25 protein-coding genes, 1 riboswitch and 1 other annotated feature are annotated in these 25,885 nt (G+C 30.9%); of the genes, 1 reads left to right on the top strand and 24 read right to left on the bottom strand.

What is annotated here, in order from left to right:
• Positions 1 to 193 precede the first annotated feature (193 nt).
• From OREMA_RS19110 to guaB, 24 genes are all read right to left on the bottom strand, one after another.
• Positions 194 to 898, bottom strand: a complete 705-nt coding sequence (locus OREMA_RS19110) for a CAP domain-containing protein (protein ID WP_018248299.1) — start codon at positions 896 to 898, stop codon at positions 194 to 196.
• Positions 899 to 1,055: 157 nt separating this feature from the next.
• Positions 1,056 to 2,063 (bottom strand): chymotrypsin family serine protease, encoded by a 1,008-nt coding sequence (locus OREMA_RS0105595; RefSeq protein ID WP_018248300.1) that lies wholly within the window; start codon positions 2,061 to 2,063, stop codon positions 1,056 to 1,058.
• A 153-nt stretch (positions 2,064 to 2,216) separates the two neighbouring features.
• On the bottom strand, positions 2,217 to 2,483 hold the full coding sequence (locus OREMA_RS0105600; protein ID WP_018248301.1) for a Veg family protein: 267 nt from the start codon (positions 2,481 to 2,483) through the stop codon (positions 2,217 to 2,219).
• Positions 2,484 to 2,662: 179 nt separating this feature from the next.
• On the bottom strand, positions 2,663 to 3,523 hold the full coding sequence (rsmA, locus tag OREMA_RS0105605) for a 16S rRNA (adenine(1518)-N(6)/adenine(1519)-N(6))-dimethyltransferase RsmA (protein WP_018248302.1): 861 nt from the start codon (positions 3,521 to 3,523) through the stop codon (positions 2,663 to 2,665).
• Positions 3,524 to 3,533: 10 nt separating this feature from the next.
• Positions 3,534 to 4,067 carry a ribonuclease M5 gene (rnmV, locus tag OREMA_RS0105610; protein WP_018248303.1) on the bottom strand — a complete coding sequence of 178 codons (534 nt, stop codon included), beginning with the start codon at positions 4,065 to 4,067 and terminating at the stop codon, positions 3,534 to 3,536.
• 60 nt (positions 4,068 to 4,127) lie between these two features.
• Entirely contained in the window at positions 4,128 to 5,144 is a 1,017-nt protein-coding gene (locus OREMA_RS0105615) for a LacI family DNA-binding transcriptional regulator (protein ID WP_018248304.1), read from the bottom strand.
• Between the two features lie 87 nt (positions 5,145 to 5,231).
• Entirely contained in the window at positions 5,232 to 6,107 is an 876-nt protein-coding gene (locus tag OREMA_RS0105620; protein WP_018248305.1) for a sugar ABC transporter permease, read from the bottom strand.
• Positions 6,108 to 6,110: 3 nt separating this feature from the next.
• The gene (locus OREMA_RS0105625; RefSeq protein ID WP_018248306.1) at positions 6,111 to 7,052 is read right to left on the bottom strand and encodes a carbohydrate ABC transporter permease; all 942 of its coding nucleotides are present in this window, start codon (positions 7,050 to 7,052) and stop codon (positions 6,111 to 6,113) included.
• 72 nt (positions 7,053 to 7,124) lie between these two features.
• The gene (locus OREMA_RS0105630) at positions 7,125 to 8,453 is read right to left on the bottom strand and encodes an extracellular solute-binding protein (protein ID WP_018248307.1); all 1,329 of its coding nucleotides are present in this window, start codon (positions 8,451 to 8,453) and stop codon (positions 7,125 to 7,127) included.
• Positions 8,454 to 8,759: 306 nt separating this feature from the next.
• Positions 8,760 to 9,341, bottom strand: a complete 582-nt coding sequence (locus tag OREMA_RS0105635) for a TatD family nuclease-associated radical SAM protein (RefSeq protein ID WP_018248308.1) — start codon at positions 9,339 to 9,341, stop codon at positions 8,760 to 8,762.
• A gap of 115 nt (positions 9,342 to 9,456) precedes the next feature.
• Complete coding sequence (locus OREMA_RS0105640) at positions 9,457 to 10,221, bottom strand: TatD family hydrolase (protein ID WP_018248309.1); 765 nt, start codon at positions 10,219 to 10,221, stop codon at positions 9,457 to 9,459.
• An 89-nt stretch (positions 10,222 to 10,310) separates the two neighbouring features.
• On the bottom strand, positions 10,311 to 12,254 hold the full coding sequence (metG, locus tag OREMA_RS0105645) for a methionine--tRNA ligase (protein WP_018248310.1): 1,944 nt from the start codon (positions 12,252 to 12,254) through the stop codon (positions 10,311 to 10,313).
• Between the two features lie 113 nt (positions 12,255 to 12,367).
• Positions 12,368 to 12,591 (bottom strand) — a binding site (T-box leader).
• Between the two features lie 189 nt (positions 12,592 to 12,780).
• Positions 12,781 to 14,022, bottom strand: coding sequence for a methyl-accepting chemotaxis protein (locus OREMA_RS0105650; RefSeq protein WP_157280002.1), 1,242 nt, complete (start codon positions 14,020 to 14,022; stop codon positions 12,781 to 12,783).
• Between the two features lie 167 nt (positions 14,023 to 14,189).
• Positions 14,190 to 16,034, bottom strand: a complete 1,845-nt coding sequence (locus OREMA_RS0105655) for an ATP-binding protein (protein WP_018248312.1) — start codon at positions 16,032 to 16,034, stop codon at positions 14,190 to 14,192.
• A 79-nt stretch (positions 16,035 to 16,113) separates the two neighbouring features.
• Positions 16,114 to 17,136, bottom strand: a complete 1,023-nt coding sequence (locus OREMA_RS0105660; RefSeq protein WP_018248313.1) for a DNA double-strand break repair nuclease NurA — start codon at positions 17,134 to 17,136, stop codon at positions 16,114 to 16,116.
• 155 nt (positions 17,137 to 17,291) lie between these two features.
• The gene (gene rsmI / locus OREMA_RS0105665; RefSeq protein WP_018248314.1) at positions 17,292 to 18,137 is read right to left on the bottom strand and encodes a 16S rRNA (cytidine(1402)-2'-O)-methyltransferase; all 846 of its coding nucleotides are present in this window, start codon (positions 18,135 to 18,137) and stop codon (positions 17,292 to 17,294) included.
• Positions 18,130 to 18,384, bottom strand: coding sequence for a GIY-YIG nuclease family protein (locus OREMA_RS0105670; protein ID WP_018248315.1), 255 nt, complete (start codon positions 18,382 to 18,384; stop codon positions 18,130 to 18,132). Before OREMA_RS0105670 ends, rsmI begins: the two co-directional genes overlap by 8 nt.
• 48 nt (positions 18,385 to 18,432) lie before the next feature.
• Positions 18,433 to 19,185 carry a tRNA1(Val) (adenine(37)-N6)-methyltransferase gene (locus OREMA_RS0105675; protein WP_018248316.1) on the bottom strand — a complete coding sequence of 251 codons (753 nt, stop codon included), beginning with the start codon at positions 19,183 to 19,185 and terminating at the stop codon, positions 18,433 to 18,435.
• Positions 19,166 to 19,507: an initiation-control protein YabA gene (locus OREMA_RS0105680; protein ID WP_018248317.1), complete on the bottom strand. Its 342-nt coding sequence runs from the start codon at positions 19,505 to 19,507 to the stop codon at positions 19,166 to 19,168. The genes OREMA_RS0105675 and OREMA_RS0105680 overlap by 20 nt, the downstream gene beginning before the upstream one ends.
• A 56-nt stretch (positions 19,508 to 19,563) precedes the next feature.
• Positions 19,564 to 20,364 (bottom strand): PSP1 domain-containing protein, encoded by an 801-nt coding sequence (locus OREMA_RS0105685; RefSeq protein ID WP_018248318.1) that lies wholly within the window; start codon positions 20,362 to 20,364, stop codon positions 19,564 to 19,566.
• On the bottom strand, positions 20,339 to 21,358 hold the full coding sequence (gene holB, locus OREMA_RS0105690; protein WP_018248319.1) for a DNA polymerase III subunit delta': 1,020 nt from the start codon (positions 21,356 to 21,358) through the stop codon (positions 20,339 to 20,341). The genes OREMA_RS0105685 and holB overlap by 26 nt, the downstream gene beginning before the upstream one ends.
• Positions 21,359 to 21,373: 15 nt before the next feature.
• Positions 21,374 to 21,814, bottom strand: a complete 441-nt coding sequence (locus OREMA_RS0105695) for a YaaR family protein (protein WP_018248320.1) — start codon at positions 21,812 to 21,814, stop codon at positions 21,374 to 21,376.
• The gene (gene tmk, locus OREMA_RS0105700) at positions 21,811 to 22,446 is read right to left on the bottom strand and encodes a dTMP kinase (protein WP_018248321.1); all 636 of its coding nucleotides are present in this window, start codon (positions 22,444 to 22,446) and stop codon (positions 21,811 to 21,813) included. Before tmk ends, OREMA_RS0105695 begins: the two co-directional genes overlap by 4 nt.
• A gap of 282 nt (positions 22,447 to 22,728) precedes the next feature.
• Positions 22,729 to 24,186 (bottom strand): IMP dehydrogenase, encoded by a 1,458-nt coding sequence (gene guaB / locus OREMA_RS0105705; RefSeq protein ID WP_018248322.1) that lies wholly within the window; start codon positions 24,184 to 24,186, stop codon positions 22,729 to 22,731.
• A gap of 94 nt (positions 24,187 to 24,280) precedes the next feature.
• Positions 24,281 to 24,381: riboswitch (purine riboswitch) on the bottom strand.
• Between the two features lie 398 nt (positions 24,382 to 24,779).
• On the opposite strand from guaB, the gene OREMA_RS0105710 reads away from it, so the two are divergent.
• Positions 24,780 to 25,829, top strand: a complete 1,050-nt coding sequence (locus OREMA_RS0105710; RefSeq protein ID WP_018248323.1) for an IS30 family transposase — start codon at positions 24,780 to 24,782, stop codon at positions 25,827 to 25,829.
• The last annotated feature ends 56 nt before the right edge of the window (positions 25,830 to 25,885 follow it).

The following is a 25,885-nucleotide window of genomic DNA, read 5'->3' on the forward strand; positions in this document are numbered from 1 at the left end:
ATAAGAAATATAAACCTTATCAGATGATAAAACATTGATTAACTACCTCCTTTGGTATTTTGGTATATTCTATGAATTAGAGAAAAATATTGTTAAAAAGATAAATCTATATTCTAACCACAAGATAATATCTAATAAAAAAAGTAGTAGCTTAATATTAAGCTACTACTTCAATTTCTCCTGATATTCTATTTTAATATCCTAAGTTAGCAAATTCTTGAGAGAACATTTTTCCATAGTCTCCCCCATTAATAATTCCAATACCTATATGAGTGTAATCAGGATGTAATATATTTCTTCTATGTGCTGGACTATCCATTAAATTCTGATGTACTATATCTACCTGTGGGCCAGCCCCTAGATTTTCACCTGCCAAATAATAATCAATACCTAAATCTCTCATTACTGAAAAAGGACCTTTAGCAAAGATGCCATCTTCAGGGTAATGACTAAAATAGCCATTAACAACCATATCTTTGCTTTTAGCTCTAGCAATTTGAACTAATCTCATATCAACCTTTAAAGGATCTAGATTATGTTTTAACCTTTCTCTGTTAATCAAATCAAGCATATTTTTTTCATCTCGTGTAAGACCTGTAACATTAATATCTGATATGTCAATCTCTGTCCATCCTTGAGCTTCAACTACCTCGACGAAACCACCTTCATTATTATCCTCTGGAGGACTAGAATCCGTTACTACTTCTTGACTCTCGTCACCTTTATCTACCATCTTACCTAAGAAAAATATTGCTAATATACCTTTTAAAATATCTAAAATACTATTATTAAAACTTAATCCTTCAAATGCATAAACAGTATCTACAGTAAAGATAATTACTGTTGGTAAAATTAATGCAAAAATAAGAAAGAAACTTATTATACCTTTTAGATTCATCTACTCCCCCCTGTACTTACTATATTTAATTTTATTATAACATAGAAGAATTCTAAAAGAGAATGTAACTTCTGGTAGTAATATGATAAAAAATCATATATTTTTTATGAATTTATAAAAAATAAAAAAGCAGACAAAAGTCTGCCAATAACAAATATTAAAAGGTTATTTTTAATGCCTCCAAGACATTCTTTATCTTATTACAAATTGTACTCTTCTCTGACCCGGCAAACAATAATCCTACAGCTTCATTCTTCTCATTAAGAACTAAAGAACCACTATCTCCTGGTTTTGAAAAAGGATCAGTTATAATTTGATCTGTAAATACAGCAGATTCTGATTCCGATAGTTGTACTTTAATAGTAGCATTAACAGCCTTTATTCTAGCTGATGTTACTCCGCTTGTTCGACCACTTTTTCTTACTAACATTCTTAATTCAGGTTCAGATATGCCTTGTACTTCTCCAATCCCTAAAATTTCAGTATCAATTAAATTTGGACTTTTAGGTTTAGCAACTGCACAATCAACCTTATTTTCCACTGCTGATGGCTTTACTTCATAAGGGGCTCCAATGACTTTGCTAAATCCTTTTAATAATCTATTTAAACCAAACATTAATGGACAAGTAGGTGGTTGATCATTGTAAATAGGTATAAATCGTTCCAAGTGAGCAATTGTATCTTCTTCTTCATTACCACTATCATAACTACCAGGCTGTAAAATAGGATCACCCTTTTTAGACCTACCATCATTACCATTAGTAATATTGGCTAAAACATGATTATTAGACAAAATAAGAGGTTCACCAGTTTTGTTATCTTTAACTACAGCCCCAAAGGTTCCTGCAGTAATCTTGTAATGTCCAATACTAATACCAGGTTGAGCAGGCCTTAATTTAGTCACTCTAACCTTATCATTATTACTCAATAGTTCCACCTTACCAACTTCAATAACATCAGTTTTCTTATCACCTATAGTTTGAGGTATAAGATGTTGCTCATCTAAATCTGTAATTCCTACCTTGCTCTCAACTAAAACAACTACACATTCTTCATCAGTTCTCTTGCCACCAACTTCTTTATATCCCTGACCAACACCTACTACATTATCTAATGATAGTATATTATCTAAGTACTTATTTATTATTTCCCTAATATCTCCCATTCTTTCATATCCCCCCTTTCAACTAATACAGTATATTCACTAATAATACTTTTGTGAAAGAGAGAATAAAAATTTATTAATTAAATATTAGAAAGCTTTTGTAAAAATAAAAAAACACTGTGTACTATATAGTACACAGTGTTTTTTAAAAAATCAGACACTAATACAGCCAATTTTCATATTATTTTCTTTAATTTTCACTTCAACAGTTTCTGTTAATACATCAGCATAACTATATGATATACGCCGAGGAGTTTGATCTTCATCAACTTTTACAACAAAAACTTTAGGGTATGTTTGTTCTAAAATTCCTTCTTTTTCAATAATCTTACGTCGCCCTTGATTAGCTTTTAATCTCACCTTTTTTCCAACAAAGGAGTCTAAGTCACTCTTAATTTGCTTTAAAATGTTATCTGACATCTTGACCCACCCTTCTGGAATTACTATTACTAATTATACCAAATATTATTTGACAAGTCAAATAGATAATTATAACAAAAAACATATCAAAATTCAAATATTCTAGACATATTAAGTAATATTTTCTTAAATATCGATATTAAAACTTAAGTATAAATAAAAAATAAATTTATTCAAAATTATTCTTTACTTCTATATAATCCAAATAAAACATTACTCAATTTAGCAAATTGTTCAATACTTAATTTCTCTGCTCTTCTTCTAGAATCAATACCTACCTCTTCTAAGGCTTGATCAACTTGATCTCTACTTAAATTAATATATGGTGCTTTAGTCAAAGAATTTCTAATCGTTTTTCTTCTTTGATGAAAAGCTGATTTAACAATCTTAAAGAAGAAGTCTTCATCTATAAGATCTACAGCAGCCTTTTTATCAACCTTTAAATTAATAACTGCAGATTCAACTTTAGGCTGTGGTATGAATACAGAAGGTGGAACTATAAAGGATATTTCAGCTTTAGTATGATATTGCACACCAATAGATAAGATACCATAATCCTTACCTCCTGGGCTGGCTACCATTCTCTCTCCTACTTCTTTTTGTACCATAACAACAATCTCTTCTACGTTAAAATCTTCTTCTAACAGTCTCATAATAATTGGAGTAGTAATGTAATAAGGCAGATTAGCAACAATTCTAAAACTCCCCTCTACCAACTGAGAAAAATCAACCTCTAATGCATCACCATGAACAATCTCCACATTATTATACCCCTCAAAGATCTCATTTAATACAGGAATCAATCTATTATCTAACTCAACAGCAATGACTTTATTGGCTACTTTGGCCATCTTTTGAGTTAAAGAACCAATCCCGGGGCCAATTTCAATAACTGTATCATTTTCTGTTAAATTAGCAGTTTCAACTATTTTATCTAAGATATTATTATCAATTAAAAAATTCTGACCTAAACTCTTCTTCAAGTTTAGGTTATGTTTCCTTAAAATCTCTTTTGTATTACTCGGATTAGCAATTTCCATTATTAACACCTCAATTAAACTTTTCTAATGCTGATATGAATTCTTCTCTAGTAATTCCATAATTATTTAGTCTATTTAAAAATTGTTTACCATTAGCATACCCAATTCCTAACTCATTACCAACCTTATCTCTTAATTCTTTGGATTCACTACCACCTATTAAACCAAGAGCAACTAAATCATCCTTAATAAAAAGCTGATCTGCTTCTTGGTGATCTGCTTTAGCTTTGGCTAAGGCCTCCCTAATAGCATCTGGGCTAGCATTCTCAATTCCAATGTCTCCTGCTTTACTAGCATTATCTTGTGATAAATAAGCATCCTTACAACCAGGTACAGCTTTCTTTATTCTCCTCCTAATCATTTTACCAGCATGATCAGGATCAGTAAAGATAATAACACCTTTTCTTTTTTGAGCTAGCCTTATTCTTTTTATTACATTCGAAGACAAAGAGAAACCTTGTGTTATAATAACTTCAGCATCAACAGCCCTTTTTATTGCATCTACATCATCTCTTCCTTCAACTACAATTACCTCTTTTATCACTTTACTATCACCCTTAATTAACTCTTTTCTTTAGTTTATCCAACCATAAAAATTTATAATTTAAAACTTAATCTTATCACAAGAATTTCTAATAATAATATTTGCTTCTACTATCTTATGATAATATTCTGATATTTTATTCTCTATAACATTTATTAAGATACTAGTTGCTTCTTCACCAAGTTGGTAGGTATTAATATCTACAGTAGTTAATGATGGAGTTATCAATTGTGATAAAGGATTATTATTAAATCCAACTACTGATATATCTTCAGGAACTTTCAAACCTAACTCTTTAATCGCTAATATAGAACGATACGCCATTAAATCATCTACAGCAAAGATTGCAGTTAAGTCAGGATTTTTCTTTAATAACTTTTTAGTATTCTTAGAAATTATCTCTTCATTACCATGAATATGAATTATATATTCAGGATTATACTTTATTTTATTCTCCTTTAAGGCTAATTTATATCCATCTAATCTATCTTGGGAAACTATATACTCGCTACCACCAGTAATCAAAGCAATATCTTTATGGCCTAAATCGATTAAATGTTGGACTAAATTTTTACTAGCTTTAATGTTATCATTATTAACCCAGTAATGTTTATCAGCATCTTCAGGTCGTCCAACTATAACAAAAGGAACTTCCGCTTCCCTAAGTTTTTTTAGAAGAATATCATCTTTTTTAGCTCTTAGAATTAATATTCCATCTACTAATTTACTTTTAACTGCTCGCAGACTTGCTTCTACCTCTTCTTGTCCATCACAAGTAATCAATAATATACTATAACCTTTTTCTTGGGCTACAGCTCCAATCCCTCGTAATATTTCTGAATAAAAAGGATTAGCAAAAGCTTCCTCAGCCGAATAAGGCATAACTAATCCTATAGTATTAGTCTTCTGCTTAACTAAACTTTGAGCAATAATATTTGGATGATATCCAATCTTCTTCATTGATTTTTTAACTTTTTTCTTAGTTGCATTACTTATTCTAGGATGATCATTGATAACTCTAGAGACAGTAGAAGGTGATACTCCTGCGTCTTTTGCCACATCTTTAATAGTAGGCATTCTTATCTTCCTCTCTAAACCGATAATTTATTTCTATTTGTTTTACAAATAATTAAGCCATAGACAATTGTCTATGGCTTAATAGTTCTAACCCTTCACTCCACCTAATGTTAATCCGCCAACTAGATAACGAGACAAACCTAAAAACAGAGCCATTACTGGTATCATAATTAATACAGACGCAGCTGAGAAAGTTGACCATTCTACATTAAAATCACCAGCTAATTTTGTCAAACCTACTGGCAAAGTGTATAATTTCTCATCGGTCATTATAACTCTAGCAATCATATATTCATTCCAAGCAGTCATAAAAGTAAATAATGTAGTAATAACTAATGCCGGAGTAGCTAGAGGTAATATTATTTTATAAAAGGCCTGAAATTGATCTAAACCATCTACTAAAGCAGCCTCTTCTAAACTATCAGGAATAGTATCATAATATCCTTTCATCTGCCATACACACAACGGTAAAGCAGTTGTAGAATACATAATTATTAATCCGATATGGGCTTTTGCCATCCCCAAGATAGGTATTACAATATCATCACTAGTTAATCCCACTTTAGCTAACAATAAGAATAGTGGCAAAACTAACATTGTAGCTGGAAACATTTGAGTTACTAAAAAGAACATTAAACCTGCTCTTCTACCTGGAAATCTCTTGCGAGAAAATACATATCCAGCAGTAGAAGCCAAAGTAACTCCTAAAGCAACAGTAAAGAAAGATACTATCAAACTGTTCTTTAACCATTTTAGAAAATCTAATTCAAAAATCAATCTCTTATATGCGTTGAAAGTTGGATTTTCTGGGAAAATAGCTAAGCTAGTTGTATGCAAAGAATCATTTGGTCTTAAAGAAGTTCCAAATACTCTTAAAGCCGGATAAAGAGCAATAACTACAGAAATTAATAAGAACAAATGAATCAAAAATCTTTTCAATTTACTATCATGATTAAGTGCCATCTTCTATCTTCCCCCTTCTTCTTCATTTAATCTCATAAAGCTAACTCCCCATATAAATAATATGAAGAATATTACTACAGAAAATGCAGCAGCATATCCATATCGATAGAATTCAAAGGCGGCACGATATACATAAGTTACCAAAATATCAATTTTATCAGTTAAAGTATTGTAAGTTAATAGATAGATAACATTTAATTGATTAAAGGTCCAAACTACCCCTAACACCACTGCCGGAGCCATTACTGGTTTTAATAATGGCAAAGTAATATGTCTAATCTTTTGCCAATTATTTGCACCATCTATATCTGCAGCTTCATAAAAGTTAGGATCAATACTCTGCAATCCACCTAAAGCAATCATCATCATAAAAGGAATACCTAGCCATACATTAACTAAAATAGCAGCAGAAAAACCTGTTAATGGCTTGCTTAACCAAGAAATGGGTTCTATCCCAAACTTAGTCAAAAATAAGTTAACAGCACCATATCTATAATTAAACATTCCTTTCCAGACTAAAACTACAATATATTGCGGTATTGCCCACGGAATAACTAATAGAGTACGATAAATACCTTTAAATTTAAGGTTACGATTTAGTAAGATAGCATAGAAAATTCCAAAACCAACATGACAAATGATATTAATAGTAGTCCAAATAACTGTACGCATAAATACAACCCAAAATTTACTGTTTGATAATACCTCAATAAAATTTTGAAATCCAATATAAGTTAGCTTTCCATGCTTAATAAAAGGTCTAAATGTATACATATTCAAATCAGAAAAGGCTAATCTAAAATTATAAAAGAACGGATAAACTACGACTAAAAACACAACAATAAATGCAGGCATTAACATATAATAGGAAAATTGATTTTCCCTCAGTGTATCTTTAAATTTAGATATACCTGAGTTATTAATTACCCCTTCCTTTGATTTCATTTGAATCTCTCCTTTAGTTATAAATTTATGAGGGATGAAAATTCATCCCTCATAAGTTTTTTTAACCTATAATTACTGCATCTCTGAAATTTTCTTTTCAGCAGTTTCTTGCATCTTAGCAGGTGCTTGAGCTGGATCTAAATCTCCTGCCATAACACTTTGTAATACTGGACGAATAGCATCCCAAATAGCTCTCATTTCTGGAATAATAGGCATTGCCTTACCATTTTTCAGCTGTGCTGCAGAACCTTGCATGACTGGATCTTCTGTAATAATTGGTAAGTCATATACACTAGCGTTACTTGGTAATACTTTGTGTTTAACAACAAGTTCTTTTTGAGAATCTTTACTTGTCATAAATTTAATAAATTTCATAACAGCAATCTTCTTATTCTCTGGTAATTCAGAAATCATAATTAGACCAGTACCACTAGTCATAGGTTGAGCATATTTACCAGTTTTCTTGAATTTAGGTAAAGGAGCAACACCTAAATCAACAGTATCTGCTTCTAGATATTTACCATAAGACCAATCACCATTAATAGCAAAAGCAGCCTTACCTTCTACAAATAAACTATCAGCTAAGTTATAATCACATTCATCTGGCACAATATTATGCTTGAATTTTAAGTCTTTAACAAATTGCATAGCATCTTTTGTAGCTTCAGTATCTAAAGTTGGGTTATTATTTTCATCAAACACCCAACCTCCAAAACCTCCATGGAAAACAACCCACCAGAATGGTTCATTTAAGTTATATACTAATCCATACTGATCTGGTTTACCATCGCTGTCTTTATCTACAGTTAAGTCTTTAGCCATTGCAATTAATTCTTCCCAAGTTTGTGGAACTTCTTTAACTAAGTCTTTGTTGTAAAGTAATGTTAAATGGTTACCCATAGTATCAGGTACTCCATAAACACTTCCGTTTAAAGTCATACCTGGTAATGCATTGTCTAAGTACATATTTTTCATTTCATCGCTCATTAAATCATCTAATGGCTGAGCAATTCCCATAATTGAGAATGGACCAACATGGTCAAAAGGACTTCTTACAACATCAGGACCTTTTCCTCCCATGAAAGCAGTTTGTGTATTCTGTCTTAAATCTTCTGTTTCCATGTGAGTTCTTTCAACTGTAATATTAGGGTTTGCTTTCTCAAATTCAGCAATTAAAGAATCTAATGTCTCATCAACTTTTGGATAAGCCATTTCCCAAAACTTAATTGTTACTGGTTCTTTAACCTCTCTTAAATCTAAACCTTTAGCTTTCTCAGCAACTTCTTCAGTCTGCTTTTTCTCTTCAGTTGGCTTTTGAGCTTCCTCATTAGAAGCACACCCAACCAATAATAATGATAGTGCTAATACAATAATTAAAATACTTGAAATACTCTTTTTCACTGTAGTTCCCCCTTTAAATAATTAAATTTTAGGTAAGAGTTATTATTCTTACCATGAAATATTTTATTAATATCCTCATCCTTGTAAGCTTATAAAAGATTATAGAGGAAACCATCATAAGTTATTAAAACATAATTTAGATGAAGAATTTTTCTTGATTGTGAAATCGTTTGCACTTCTATTATAATACAATTTCGATATTAAAGCAATAACTCCTTCTTATTTTACCATTTTTTTATTTTCATAACTTGTTTATTATTTATTATATAGCCAAGATAAGCTAGTATTTGCAGCTTGAGAAACTTATTAAAATTCTCTTACTTTAAGTTTAACTCCTAATCTCTCCGCTAGCTTAAAACACTTATCCACATCTACACCAGGATAAGTTACTATAGAGGTTATAACATTAGGTATATATTCTGTAGCTTCAATTATAAAATTAATCAAATGCTTAAAAGATTCATCAAGTTGAGGTTGACAAATATCTTCATAAATAATAGCATTGTGAGCATTCAAACTAATGGATATAGAATCTATTATAGATTCTAACTCTACTAAAACATTTCTATTATGAATTAAATTAGCCTGTCCATTAGTATTAATCCTAATAGGAATCTCAGGATAATTTTCTTTCAGATAGCTAGCTACTTTTTTTAACAGATCTAACTTAATTAATGGTTCCCCATAACCACAGAATATAAATTCATCATATTTAACATCATCACCTATTGATTCTATCACTTCTTTAAAAGTAGGCTCTTTATCTAACCATAAATCATACTCACCTACCCCTTTCTTAAATCTTCTAACACAAAATCTACAATTATTAGTACATCTATTAGTTAGGTTAAGATATAAACTATTTCCTAATTGATAACTTATCGTCATAAGTATCCCTCCATAATAGTTTATAATAATCAACAAGGAATTATTACACAAAATTAACTAAATATGTTTTCGAAAAAGGGTATTAACTGCAATTGCAACTAATACCCCTTAAACTTTAATCTAATCCAAATAATCCTTTAGCATTTTCAGTTGTATACTTGGCAACTTCTGACAGATCTATCCCCTTTATCTCAGCTATCTTTTTGGCAACTTCTTTTACATAACTAGGTTCATTTCTCTTGCCTCGATATGGTACAGGAGTAAGATAAGGAGCATCAGTTTCTATTAGAATATTTTCCAAGCTAATCTCCTTAACAACCCTCCTTAGATCCTTAGCATTATTAAAAGTAATCACTCCACCAAAAGCAAGATAAAAACCCAAATCGATAACCTTTTTTGCCGTTTCTAAATCATAAGCATAACAATGTAAGACCCCAGTTAAATCCTTGGCCTCTTCTTCTAATATTTCTAAAGTATCTTCTCTGGCATCACGGCTATGAATAACTATAGGCAAATCAACTTCTTTAGCTAATTGTAATTGCCTTCTAAAAACCCTTTGTTGGGCTAAACGAGGTGAATTATCATAGTAGTAATCAAGACCAATTTCACCAATAGCTACTACCTTATCATGTTGAGCTAGCTCTTTTAACTTATTATAATCTTCTTCACTAAACCCTTCTGCTTCATGGGGATGAACTCCTACACTAGCATAAATAAAATCATTTTCTTTAGCTAACTCAACTGAATTATAACTAGATTTCATATCTGCACCAACATTAATAATCTTCTTAATCCCATTATCATAGGAACTTTGAATCACATCTTTTCTATCTTTATCAAAACGATCAAAATCTAAATGTGCATGAGTATCGATTAACATACATATCACTCCTAAATCAGTAACTAGTAACGGGTAACAAGTGACAAGCTCTTAATTATTTACTCGTTACTTGTAACTCGTCACTGAACTTACTTTACTTGTGCTCCACTATCAATATCTCTATCAACTGTTGTTACCGTTAATTCTCCTTGATCGTTAGATGCAGCTAAAATCATACCATTAGATTTAACACCAAAGATAGTAGCAGGCTTTAAGTTAGCAACCATTACTACTTTCTTACCCACCAACTCTTCTGCTTCATAATGCTTAGCAATTCCAGCAACTAATTGACGCTTCTCATCACCTAATTGAACCTGTACTTTAAGTAATTTATTACTTCCCTCAATTCTTTCTGCTTCTAATACTTCAGCTACCCTTAATTCTAATTTACCAAACTCATCAAAAGTAATATATTCTTGTTCAGACATTTTATTATCCCCTTTCTTATTAGCTTGCTCTTCCTTCTTCTCTTTATCTAATTTTTGATAATATTCATCAGCATCTATTCTTGGGAAGATTGGATCTCCATTATTTACCTTGATACCTGATTCTAATAAAGCTTTTGATTTAACATTATCCCAACTTTGATCTGCTAAACTATCTTTAATTCCTAATTGTTCCCACATCTTAGCTGGTGCTTCAGGTAAGAAGGGTACTAGAGCAATTGCAATTCTTCTTAGATTATCTAATAAATTATATAGTACTGTTCCTAATTCAGCTTTCTTATCTTCATCCTTTGCTAAGACCCATGGAGTAGTCTGATCAATGTATTTATTAGTTCTTCTAACTAAGTTCCATAACTCTTCTAAAGCTACACTAAACTGTAAATTTTCTAAATTATCTTCGACTGCTTTAAAAGTAATAGTCGCCACTTCTTCTAAGTCATCATCAAATTCAGTCTCTACCTTAGCTTCTGGAACCACTCCACCAAAGTACTTATCTACCATTGCTACTGTACGGTTTAATAAATTACCTAAATCATTTGCTAAATCAGAGTTAATTCTTTGAATAAAGTTATCAGTAGAATAAGAGCCATCAGTACCAAAAGCAATCTCTCTTAAAAGATAATATCTAACAGCATCTACACCAAAATCATCAATTAACTTAACTGGATCAATTACATTTCCTTTAGATTTAGACATCTTTCCACCATCAACTAATAAGAAACCATGTCCAAAGACCTTCTTAGGTAAAGGTAAATCTGCTGCCATTAAGATAGTTGGCCAAATAATTGTATGGAATCTTAAAATATCCTTACCTACAATATGAATATCAGCAGGCCAAAACTTATTAAATTTCTCCTCATCTCTATTCCAATCAATACCTGTTAAATAACTTGTCAAAGCATCAAACCAAACATAAATAACATGATCATCATCAACTGGAACAGGGATTCCCCAATCAAAAGTTGTTCTAGAAACACATAAATCTTCTAATCCCTCTTTGATAAAGTTAATCATCTCATTGCGACGCTTAGCTGGTTGAATAAAATCAGGATTATCATTTAAAAAATCTAATAATCTATCTTGATACTTAGACATTTTAAAGAAGTAACTCTCTTCTTCCATCCATTCTACTGCCCGGTTACAATCTGGACAATTGCCCTCTTCATCTAACTGTCTTTCAGTCCAATAAGTCTCACAAGGAGTACAATAATACCCTTCATATTTACTCTTATAAATATCACCTTTATCATAGACCTTCTTAAAGATATACTCTACATCTGCTCTATGATCATCGCTAGTAGTACGAACAAATTTAGTATAATCGACCTTTAATTTTTCCCATAAATCTTTAAAAGTTTCTACTATACCATCAACATACTCTTTAGGAGACATATCATGCTTAGCAGCACTCTTTTGAATCTTCTGACCATGCTCATCAGACCCAGTAATAAATTCTGTTTCATAACCCTGCAATTGCTTAAATCTCGTAATTGTATCAGCTGCAGTAGTTGTATAGGTATGACCAATATGCAGTTTATCATTTGGATAATAAATCGGTGTAGTTACATAAAAAGTTTTGTCACTCATTTTAATTCCTCCCCTTGTTTATGAAATTTACAACTAACATTAACATGTAATTTTTAATTATCAATTGTATATATTCCATTATCAATTAAATATAAAAAACCTCTCATCCCTACTATAGGGACGAGAGGTTAAATTTCGTCGCGGTACCACCCTAATTGCCATACAAATTTGTATGACCACTCTTTAAACTAGTAACGGTAGTTAACCGATATGACCTACTAAAGATTCAACCATATAGCTCCAGGACCATCTTCAACACCTTTACTATTCTGGTTCTCAGCTACACCAGTTCTCTGTAAATAGATTAGGTATCTACTCTTCCCTTCAATGCATTTATCATATAGATAACATTCTTATTCAATACATCTAAATACCCTTCGTGAGCGATAAGTTCTTACAAAGATTAGAACTTATCAACTCTACTCTTCCCTTCAATGCATTTATCATGTATATAATATTTTTATTAATTCTATTATGTCTACTTCATTTAAAAATATACAAGATAAAAATAACTTTGTCAAGTTTATTATTCTTTATATAGACTTATTTGCTCTACTAACTCCTGTAAATCTTCTACTATTTGATCTAAACTATCAGCTATAGCAGCAGTCTGTTGAGCCTCTGCTGACTGTTCCTCACTAATAGCAGCAACTTCTTGGGCTGCAGCTGAAATACCTTCAGTGAAATCAGCAACTCCATTCATAACCTCTGTTATATCTACTAAGGTATGGTCAAGTTTAGCTACTCTGTCTTTGATATTTACAAATGCTTCATCAGCTTGGTTAATAGCCTTTAAGCTAGAATTAGCCTTTTCTTGACCAACCTTCATTTCATCAACAGTAGTTTCTGATTTCTTTTTCATCTCTTTAATTAGACCGACAATATCCTCAGCAGCAGTATTAGATTCCACTGCTAACTCTCTAATCTCATCTGCAACTACAGCAAAACCACTTCCATGTTCACCAGCCCGAGCAGCCTCAATACTAGCATTTAAAGCCAATAAATTTGTTTGCTCCGCAATATTAGTAATTGCTCCAACAAAATTGCTAATTCTCTGAGTAAATTGATTTAACTCTTCTACTGTTATTGTAGATTTATTAATTCTTTGAGTTAACTCTGTAATAGTAGATACTGTGTTATTAATAATCCCAGTACCTTCATTAGCTGCATTAGAAATAGCCTTAATTGAGTGGCCTTGATCTGTACTTATATCTCCTGCCATCTCCTTTATGCTGGTAGTTAAACCATTAACTAAATTAACTTGAACTTGTGAATTATTAGCTATTTCCTGAATAGATGAAGAAGCCTGTTCTGCCATATTTCCAGACTCTTCAGAAGCAGTTGATAGATTACCACTAATATCATTAATATTTTCTGTAGTTAGATTAATTTTTTCCAGTATTTGATTCATATTCATAACCATTTGATTTAACTCCTGCTGTAAATAACCAATTTCATCATTACGTTTGACTTCCATTGTTTCAACATCAAGATTACCTTCAGCAAGCTCTTTAGTCAAATTAGCCATCTGCTTAATAGGTTTGATAATCATTCTATTTGTTAAAAACAAGATAACCCCCGTTACAACAACAGTATCAATCATTGTTGAAACAAATAATGAGGTCTCACTACCAGAAAACTGTCCACTAATAAAAACATTTAGCTTATCAGCAATAAAAGGTCCAACCAATAATGACCCTAGCACAGCAACTACGAATTTGATTCTTAAACTCCTAAACTTTATTAGATTAATTATTTTATTCTTCAAATTTAATACTCCTCTCTCTATATAATTAGAATTACTAGTTAATAGATAGTTAAACAATTATTTTGACCTCTATAACAAATCAATTTTTACTAGATTTTATTTCTTAATTGATTGTTAAAATATAGCTTCTACCTAATAATTATTTACAAAAGACTAAATACCTTCAATTAATTTATTTCTTCATATACCTTTCCACCTAAGATAGAATCTTTTGCTCCAATCTTGCCTTTATCAACTAAGTGGTCTAATTTACTTTCTAAAGTATTTCTATCTAAAATACTATCTGATCTCTCATTTATTTCTTCTAATTTTGAAAGAATATTGGTATTATTAATTGGCAAACTATATAAAATAGCATCATATAATCTTTGATCCTCTACTTCACTCTGTTTATTTAATTCTTCAAAAGGATTTTCTGTATGTGGACTTTCAGTTTTAGAGCATCTAATTCTTACAGCCAAAGTTCTACCAAAAATAGCTGAAGATACAAAGGTATCACCAGACCTTAAATAAGGAAGTCTTTTAGCTTCATCAGAAGTTAGGTCAGTCTCTTGCTTAATAGTTTCAATATCAGTTGCTCTTACAGTTCTAAAAACAAATTTAGTATTTAATTGAGCAGTTACTGTTTCATCTAATAAAGTTGGACGTTGAGTAGCTAATATTAGAAAAGTACCATACTTTCTACCTTCTTGAGCTATCTCTTTTATTACTTTATTAGCAGGGGCATCATATCCTTTAGGGGCAAAATTATGGGCTTCATCAGTAGCAACAACAAAAGGTGGAAAATATTCTCCTTCTTGTTGTCGATATTGTGCATCTTTGTAGTCTCTACGCTTGCGATATAATGTTCCCAATACATAAGTAGCAAATACTTGTAATAACCAAATTGGCCCTTGAATAACAACTAATTTGCGATCTTTAATACCTAATTCAATCTTATCAATACTATTGCTAAATAACCCCTCTCTTTCTAAACGTCCTAACCTCCAGACGATACCACTAACAGAACTAGCCGGCAGATTACCATAAGCATCTAATAGCTCTAAATATTTATGGTATTCCTCCTTAGTCTCACCTTGGACAGCACCATTTTTTAAATCACGATCAATTCTATTTCTTCCTAGCTCCTGAGCCCTTTGTAAATCTTCTAATCTACCTTTAAAGGTTAATAAGCTATCCTTTTTTTGATGTAAGCTCTGTACAGCATTAATCATAGAATCTGTTAGATGGCTTGCTGCAGTTAATAGATCAGATAAGTCTTTAGTACTTAAATCTGAAAAATTAACTCCTACCTCTTGTCCAATCTGAAAAGTTTCAAAAGCCTTAGCGAAATCCGTAGTATATTTCTCATCCAAATCTTTAAAAGAATCACTGAAATCCATTTCAAAATGAGGATCAAAAACTATAGTAGGAACTCTTAACTTCATTAATTCCTCCAAAATTACTCTCATTCCAAAAGATTTACCCGAACCAGAACCACCAATAATACCAATATGAGGGTATTGATGCATTGCCTTTACTTTAAAGTTGAAGGGAACTCCATTTTGAGGAGTTATATTACCATTCTCATATAGTGGTGCTATGTCTTTTAACTCTTCATCCATCTCTGCTGTCATTTCTTCAGTTCCCCTAATCACACCTAAAACAAGTCCTTCTTCTGGCCCTTCTTTAACTAATAAATCTTTAACTTCACTAAAATGAGGAATTAGTACATCTGATCCTGTTTTGATTGGGTAAGGAGCCTCTTCTAATAAACGTACTTTGGCAATATTGATCTCATCTTCTGAAATATTATAGCCTATACTCTGTAATGAATCAATTACCCCCTTATCCACAAAGCCCTTATCAATGGATAAAGGAATATACCTATTATATGCTTGAGTTTCAACTACCTCTCCTAAAGGAATATTTAAACTTTCATCTACAATCTTTAACATCTCATTAATTCTAAATTTTCGATCTTTAGAAGCAACATAAACTTCTTGCTGCGTAGTTAAACCAACTACCTGCATCTTTATCCACCTTTCTTTTTGAATTAATAATGAATAATTAAGATCTTCTTTAATTATCAATTATAAATTATACATTGCTTTAATAAACTCTATCTGAACGCTTAGAATAAAAAAGTCTCTGCTTCAAACGAGGATCTAAGTAATTGTCAATGATCATCTCCATCATTTTATTGCTAATTCTAACCTCTTCGTCAACAATATCTAACCAGATTGGTATACCTCGTCCATCTTTGGGAGTAAGTGAATATACCAGATTACTCACCAATTCTAAAGAATCTTCTTGCTCTTTAAGAAGATCAATCCCTATTACACCTGGATCATTTGAGATTCTTGCAAAAGACTTTTTTAAGCCATCTTTAACATTATCAAAAATCATCATCTCACCCAAATCTAATAATCCAAACATTAGTTCTCTATCATACATATCCTTCATATTAGTAGGAAAATCATTCTCATCACCTAAAGTCAAGCTTAAATCATGAGTACCTATCTCTTCAATTACTCCTACTATTATCACATCTCTATCTAAAGCTATTTCCACTAATTCCTCCCACTCTTTTTCAGCTTGATTTTGGTATCTAGTTAAAGACCCATCCATCATAACCAAAGTAGGATTCCATTTCAAAATACTATCTTTAGCCACCAATACTTCCAAAGAAGCCAGTAAAGAACTTTTAATCTTACCTGCTACCTCTTGAGCATAAACTCTATTATCTTCACCTTCTTGATTATTAGCAATCGAAAGCTTTTTAATAATATTTCTTTTATCATCTTCAATTAAAGGACTAAATATCTGCTGTCTTATAACACCAGATTGCTTTCTGTCAGTACTCTTAGCTAAAGCCTGTAATAAAGTAATATAGTGAGGATAGATCTTCCCCTGAGTATTAACTGAACCATCAACACCTACAATAGCCTTATCTTTACTAAAATTTTTCAATTCTAGATCATTTAGTTGAGTTAAATTGATAAACTTACCAATTTTAGAACTAATCAATTGCTTTAATTTATCGTTACTTAGGTTAGATTGACTTTCATACTTTTCTCTAAGTTTTGTGTTAGAATCTTTTAATAAAGATTTCAATTCTTCAGTAAATAACACTTTGATCACCAACCTCTATTCTTATCTTCCACACCTATTCTCCACTTCCTGCTTTAACTTTTTTACACCTTTGATCAGATTTTAAATATAACAAATCATGAATAGCTAAGATGATAAATTAGGATGCTGTTTAACAGCACCCTAATTTTTTTATTTTATCTATTAACTTTTATTTTTATTCCAATCTGATAGACCTCACTTTTAGGTAATGAGCGTAACTTGGCTACTTCTTTAATAGCTTTTTTCTTAGTTAATCCTTCCTCCATCAATGACTCTAAATGCTCTAAAATAGATAAATCTTTCCAAGCTTCACCTTCATTCTTAACTTTTCCGCCTTCTAAAACAAGAACAATCTCACCTCTTGGTTTATTATTCTTAAACAATTCAATTAATTCACTAATATTTCCATCTATTGTTTCTTCAAATTTCTTAGTCAACTCTCTACAAATAACAGCTCTTCTATCTCCTAAAACTGCTAAGATATCACCTAAAGCTTTAATTAATCTATGAGGTGCTTCATAAAAAACTAGTGTACGTTCTTCATTTTTTAAATTCTCTAAATAACTCTTTCGATCACTATTTTTTCGTGGTAAAAACCCTTCAAAAGCAAATCTATCAGTAGCTAAACCAGAAATAACCAAGGCACTCGTCATAGCTGTTGGTCCTGGAATAGGAACGACTCTCATTCCTTCTGATCTAAGAAGGCTAATTATTCTATACCCCGGATCAGAAATACCTGGCATTCCAGCATCTGAAACTAATGCTATATTTAGCCCTGCTTTTAATTTCTTCAATAACTCTTTACTTTTATGTTCAGCATTATGTTCATGATAACTAGTTAATTTTGTATCTATCTGATAATGATTTAATAATTTTTGGGTATGACGAGTATCCTCTGCTGCTATCAAATCAACTTCTTTCAAAATATTTAAAGCCCTAAGAGTAATATCATCTAAATTACCTATTGGTGTACCACATATATATAATTTCCCATCACTCATCTAACTCACCCTTTATTAGCTTCAATTTCTGTTGACGACTCATTTGCTTAATTTTGTATTCCCGTTGCATCGCTTGACTTTTATCTTTATGTTCTTCACTGTAATAAAGTTCAACTGGAGTTCTACCTCTAGTATATTTAGCTCCACTTCCATTATTGTGTTCTTTAACTCTTCTTTTAATATTAGTAGTATATCCTGTGTATAATGTATTATCATTACACTTTAGTATGTAAACATAATGTCCCATAATTCAAAACCCTTCCTATCAAAAATTAATCAGATTTGATTGTAGCATTTAACTTTCTGGGTAATAAATTTTCTTTACTTCTTCACTATAATCTCCAGCTTTATTATAAACGATTAAAGGAGATAATACATCTAAACCTACTCCGCCTCCTTTAATAGCTTCAATTAATACTAAATTAGATTTTTTATCAAGCTTTGGATAAATCAATCTCATCCTTTTAGCTGATAAATTATACTTTTCTAATAATGACAATAACTCAGCTAAACGCTGAGTTCTATAAACATATGCTGCCTTAGCTTTATATTTAAGTAACTGACTACTAACTTTGATTATATCTTCTAACTCACAAAATATCTCATGTCTTGCAATAGCAAGGCTATTTTCAGGATTAACCTTACCACTTCCTCTTTTCATATAAGGAGGGTTGCTCACAATATAATCAAAACTTTCTGTTCCAAATTCTTTCAAAGCGTCTTTTAAATCTAAATTTATAAAGGTTAATTTATTCTGAAGATTATTATAAACACTACTTCTTTTAGCCATATCAATTACTTGCTTTTGAATATCAATTCCAATAACCTCTTTAACCTTATATTTAGGCTCTATTAAATGAGGAATAATCCCATTACCAGTACCAATATCTAATACTCGGGAATTATTTCTAGGTCTAATAAAATCAGAAAGTAATACTGCATCTAAAGAAAAGCAGAAATAATTAGGATTCTGAATTAACTTTAAATTATCTATTAAGAGGTCATCTAGCCTCTCTTCAGATCTTAAATTAATCCTCATCTCTATCATCATCTTCCTCTGCTTCATCTAAGTTATTATCTAATAACCCCATACAAAATAAACAATCACTTTCACGTCCTTCACCAAAATTTAGGTGACAAATATGAAATCCTTCCTGATATAAACGGGCTAAATTATCATATCCCTCTCCAGATTTTTCTTCATTTTCTTCTTTTTCAAAAAGTAGTTTTTTCAGATTTTGATTTTCTACTTTGAGTTTTTCATTTTCTTTGTATATATTATAAATTCTATTCTTTATTTTTTGAAAATCATTAGTCAAAACCTGTAACTCTTCTTGAAAATGAGCTAAAAGACCAATAATCTCTTCCACTATTGTAACCTCCATATCCAAAAAGTATCCTTAAACTAGTTCTATACTTTCTCATATTAATCCTCTTTATTTTTGATTTGATCTGCAGAAACTTCTATTCTCTCATTATTCTTCAACTTTAAAGTAAGGGTATTCTTAACTACATTTAAAGCAGTAACTATAGCAGTTCCTTGATCTACCTCTACTTTGTCACCTACATTAGGCAAATTATTTATCCCTTCTTGATAAGATTTATCTTCATATTTTAAACAACACATCAAACGACCACAAATACCTGAAATTTTCTCAGGATTCAACGATAAATTTTGATCTTTTGCCATCTGAATAGTAATTGGTTCAAAAGTCCTTAAAAAAGTTTTACAACATAACTGCCTTCCACACTGACCAATACCACCTAGCATTTTTGTTTCATCTCTAACACCAATCTGCCTTAACTCTATCCTTGTTCTAAATATTGAAGCCAAATCCTTAACTAATTCTCTAAAATCTATCCTACCATCTGCAGTAAAGTAAAAGAGTAATTTCCCTTTATCAAAGGTATACTCAGATTCAATTAACTTCATTGGTAAATTATGTTCTTTTATCTTCTTAGCACAAATATCAAAAGCCTTATCTGCTTCCTCTTTATTTTGCTTAGCTTGCTGAATATCATTAAATGTAGCTTTACGTTTAACTGCTTTTAATTTATAATCTAAATTTTCTTGATTAACTTCCTTAGAATCTATGACTACCTCTCCTAATTCTATACCTCGAGAAGTTTCAGCAATTATTTTATCTCCAACATTTATTTCTAAATCTGAAGGATTAAAATAATAAATCTTACCAGCTTTCTTAAATGTAGCTCCTACTACTTCCATTATAATTTTTCCTCCTTAATTTATTTAACTTTAAAAGCATTACCTCTAAAGCTAATTGTAAATTAACATTAATATTCTTAATAACATTATTTGTTTCTTCTATTAACTTTATTATATCTTCTATTCCTTTTCTTTCCCATCCTTTAGCTTCCTCTGATAACTGTTGGCTATAATCTACATTAATCAGCTCTTTACTTTGATCTAATTTTAACATTAATAAGTCGCGATACCAAGTTAGGATAATATCTAAATTATCTCCCACCTTATCTCGGTCATCTAAAATTTTTTGGACTAAATCAAATGCTTTATTTCTATCTAAATCTGTAAGAGACTGCGCTAATTCTAAAACTTGATTTCTTTCCTCTAATTTACCTTCCTCATTAATTAAATCTAAGGCAAGATTATACTTTCCAGCTGATAAAGATGTCAGTAATTCTGCTTTTTCTTCTATGAGATTATACTCTTCTATTAGTTTATCCTTAATCATACTATCTGAAACAAGTCTAAACCTGACTATTTGACATCTAGAAATAATAGTCGGTAACAACTGATTTAAATTGCTAGCTATTAAAATTATTACAGCATAACTTGGAGGTTCTTCTAAGGTCTTTAAAAGACTATTAGCCGCTTGAACACTCATCTTGTCTGCTTGATGAATGATATATACTTTCTTATTACTTTCATAAGGTTTATATAAGATCTCTTGTTGTAATTTTCTAATTTGATCTATCTTAATCGATGCCCCATCAGGATGTATCTCTTTTATATCAGGATGATTATGATTATCTGCTTTTCTACAAGATATACAGCTATAACAGGAATCATCTTTATTTTCTTGACAATTAATAGCTTTAGTGAATTCAAATGCTGTTAAATATTTCCCTAAACCTTCTTCACCTATAAATAAATATGCATGACTTAACCTATCGCTATTTAAGGCATTCTTTAGAATTTTTTTAGCTAATTCTTGTCCTAATATTTGATTAAAAGGCATATCTAAGTACTCTCCTTATCTATATAAATCTAGTAACATACCGCGAACTTCATCCAATTTAGCTAAAATATCTAATTGATCTGTTTGATCCTTTAAAATCATTTTAGTCAAATCCTCTAATGAACTATCTACTGATTTCACTATAGTATGTATCTTCCCTTGTATTGGACTATAATTTTCTTCTACATTATACATTTTCTCTGTTGCTTCCCCAATAAACTTTCTTATCATCTTTTTATATCTAACTAACTCTTTAAAGGTTCGGTGCTTACTCAAACGATCACCTTGTTCATCTATTAAATCTAATAATTCATCTAACCTTCCCTTAATTTGTTGACCATGAACCTTTTCTAGCTCTTCTAAAAAGTTACTTTTATTCCCATTAACCTTTAATAATTTCTTACTAGAAGCTCTAACAGTATTTAAATTATTCTTCAATTTGTTTTCAATCTTCATCTTATCAACCTCTTTTTGAGTAAGATTTTAACCTGATCAAAAACCTCATTAATAGATTTACTTGCATCAACAATCTCTATTCTATCTTCTTTTTGAGCCAAATCCAAATAAGCCTTCCTTACTTTTTGATGAAATGATAAATTTTCAGCCTCAATTCTATCACCTTGACTATTAGATTTAGATGTTACTCTTTTAGCTCTCTGTAAAGATAAACTAGGATTAATATCAAAAATTAAAGTTAAATTAGGAATTAGTCCTTCAGTTGCAATATTATTTAACTCTTCTATTAAACTTTTATTAATACCTCTAGCATAACCTTGATAAGCCATTGTAGCATCTATGTATCTATCACTTATAACTATCTTTCCTTCTTTTAATGATGGTTTAATTAATTCTGATACATGTTGAGCTCTTTCAGCAGCATATAATAATAACTCCGCTTTAGGAATTAAATTCTCATGATTAGGGTTTAATAAGATCCTTCTAATCTCTTGTCCCACTTCTGTATCCCCTGGCTCAAAAGTATTAATAACTTCATAATTCAAACTCTCTAAATATTTTTTTATTAATTTTATTTGAGTTGATTTTCCAGACCCCTCAACACCCTCTAATGTAATAAAGTATCCCGTCATTAAATTTCCTCCAATAATTTTGATTACTATTGTTAATATTCTTTAACCATAAACAAAGTCCTTTATTATAAGTATAGATAAGAGATTCTTTAACTAATAAATCATTTTCATTATTGTTAATTATACCCAAATAATATTCTTTTCATAAGACATTTTTCTCAGGCTTATATAGTATTTTTAAAGCAATAACATTATTTTATAAGGTGAAAATTTATTATAGTAAACCTTATATCATAAAAGTTATTAAAATTAAAAAGTCCTCAAATTTGAGGACTTCTTCATTTAATCTATACTATAATTTGGAGCTTCTTTTGTAATTGTGACGTCGTGAGGATGACTTTCTCTTAATCCTGCAGATGTAATCTTTACAAACTTCCCTTTCTTAGCCATATCTACAATAGTAGCAGATCCACAATAACCCATTCCTGCTCTCAGACCACCTACCATCTGATAGATTGTATCAGCTAACTCACCTTTATAAGGGATTCGCCCTTCAATACCTTCTGGTACTAACTTCTTATCATCTTCTTGGAAATATCTATCTTTACTACCCTTTTTCATAGCTGCAATTGATCCCATCCCACGATATACTTTGTAACTTCTACCTTTATATATAACCTTTTCACCAGGAGATTCTTCAGTTCCAGCCAAAACACTACCTAACATAACTGTAGAAGCTCCAGCCACTAGTGCCTTAACTATATCTCCAGAATACTTAATTCCTCCGTCTGCAATAACTGGAACACCATACTCTTGAGCTGCTTTAGCACAATCATAAATGGCAGTTACTTGAGGTACACCTACACCTGCTACAACTCTAGTTGTACAAATAGAACCTGGACCTACTCCTACCTTTACAGCATCTGCACCTGCTTCAATTAAAGCTTTAGTGGCTTCAGCAGTTGCTACATTACCTGCAATTATTTGAAGTTCTGGATACTCCTTTTTAACTGCAGCAACCATATCAATTACTTTTTGAGAATGTCCGTGAGCAGTATCAATTATGATTACATCTACCTCTGCTTCAACTAAAGCGGATATTCTCTCTTCTGTTCCTTCTCCAATCCCTACGGCTGCACCACATAATAATCTTCCTTGCTCATCCTTAGCGGCATTAGGATATTCTTCAGCCTTTTGAATATCTTTAATTGTAATTAAACCTTTTAATATATTATCTTCGTCTACCAATGGTAACTTTTCAACTTTGTTTCTCTGTAAAATATCTTTAGCCTGCTCTAAATCAGTTCCTACTTCTGCAGTTACTAAGTTTTCAGAAGTCATTACATCCTTAATTTCCTGATTATAATTCTTTTCAAATAAAAGATCACGATTAGTTAAAATACCTACTAATTTTTTTTCTGAATCTACAATAGGTACTCCTGAAATGTGATATCTTGACATTAATTCTTCCGCTTCATAGACCTTATTATCAGGATTCAGATAAAAGGGATTGACAATAACACCATTTTCAGATCTTTTAACTTTGTCAACTTCTTCTGCCTGTTCTTCAATAGTCATATTCTTATGAATAATACCAAGACCACCTTGTCTAGCCATAGCAATAGCCATCTCTGCCTCTGTAACTGTATCCATAGCTGCACTTAAAACAGGAATGTTAATCTTAATCTTTCTTGTTAACTTAGTAGTAGTATCAACCTCTTTTGGCAATACTTTAGAATGTCCGGGAACCAATAATACATCATCAAAAGTTAGTCCTTCTTTCACAAACTTATCTTCCATTTTTTATCCCCCTTTATATTGTTATTATATATAGTTTCTTTCCATTTAATATATAAAGAAAAACCCCTAAGTATCATTTTAGATATACCTAGGGTCAGAAATATCAATATTTCGTAGTCAAGTGGTTATGGCCACTTGGTAGAAACTTTCGAGCCCTATTCCCGATAATATACGAAATTTTATTCTATAATTTTCTTAAGTTTATCAAGTTTATAACTTACTGTCAAGCTTAGATTTAGTTTTAATTAAAGTCTAAAACTAAATCATCAAAGGTACAAATATTTTATTGGTTTTAAGTTGTTACTAAAAGATTTTTTATTGAATTTATAGTATATTTAGAAGATAATTATTATATTAAATACTAAAAAATATTAATCAGGCAGGAATTATTTTATATGTATATAATTAACTTAAAAGGAATCTAAATTTAATAAATTAAAAAAAAGGAGATGATGAAATGAAATTTTTTAAATTGGTTGATTGTATAATTAAATTGAACTAATAAAAAAATTAATAAAAAAATGCCCATAGTGGACCAAACTGTAATATAATTGAATCACCACAAAACAAAAAATTACAGGAGGGTGCACACTATGGACTACTTAAATGATACACCAAAATCCCGAAAAAATAAACACCTAAATGCTTATGAGCGTGGTCAAATTGCATTGTTACATTCCGAAGGAATGTCGCCTTATGCTATTGCAAAACGTCTAGGTAGAGCTTCTAATACAATTAGAAACGAGTTAAAGCGTGGTACAGTTTCCCAAATTAAAGGCAATAAAACTGTAGAGATTTACTTCCCTGACGCTGGTCAAAAAGTTTATGAATCTAATCGTAAAAATTGCGGACCGAAATTTAAGCTTTTAGAATGTGAAACATTCATTGATTATGTTATAGAGTTATTTTGCGAGCATAAACAATCTCTTGATTCTATTTGTGGTGCAGCAAAGCTGCATAACAAATTCTCAAAGTCAGAGATGGTATGCACTAAAACTCTATATAACTATATAGATCTTGGACTACTTCAGATTAGCAATATTGATTTGCCATTGAAGCTTAAACGTTCTTCAAAATCAAAATGTCTTAAGCGTAATAAAAAGAAACTTGGCACAAGTATCGATGAACGCCCTGAAAATATTAATGATCGCAGTGAATTTGGGCATTGGGAAATTGACACTGTTATTGGTAAAAAGAATAAAAATGATGAAGTTTTACTCACTATGACAGAGCGCATGACTCGTAAAGAAATCATTCGTAAAATTCCTGGTAAAACAGCTGAATCTGTTCAAAATGCTATATTAAAACTAATCAAAGACTCTGGAGAGCTTTTTTCTANTGTATTTAAAAGCTTTACCTGCGATAATGGCTCTGAATTTTCAGAGCTAGGTGTTATAGAAGAAATAGTTGATACAAAAGTATATTTTACTCATCCCTATTCATCATGGGAAAGAGGTACCAATGAACGTCATAATGGTCTCATAAGACGTTTTATACCTAAAGGCAGAAGTATAAGTGAATTCTCTATTGAATCTATTGCTAGAGTTCAAAACTGGTGTAATACTCTACCAAGAAAAATTTTAGGATACCTAACTCCTGATGAAGCTTTTGAAGATCAACTAAGAGAAATTCTATATAACTAATTAACCAAATTATTACAGTTTGAAACTAGTTCAATTTAATATTGCAATTTAAGAAT

This window comes from Orenia marismortui DSM 5156 (assembly GCF_000379025.1).
Lineage (GTDB): Bacteria > Bacillota > Halanaerobiia > Halobacteroidales > Halobacteroidaceae > Orenia > Orenia marismortui.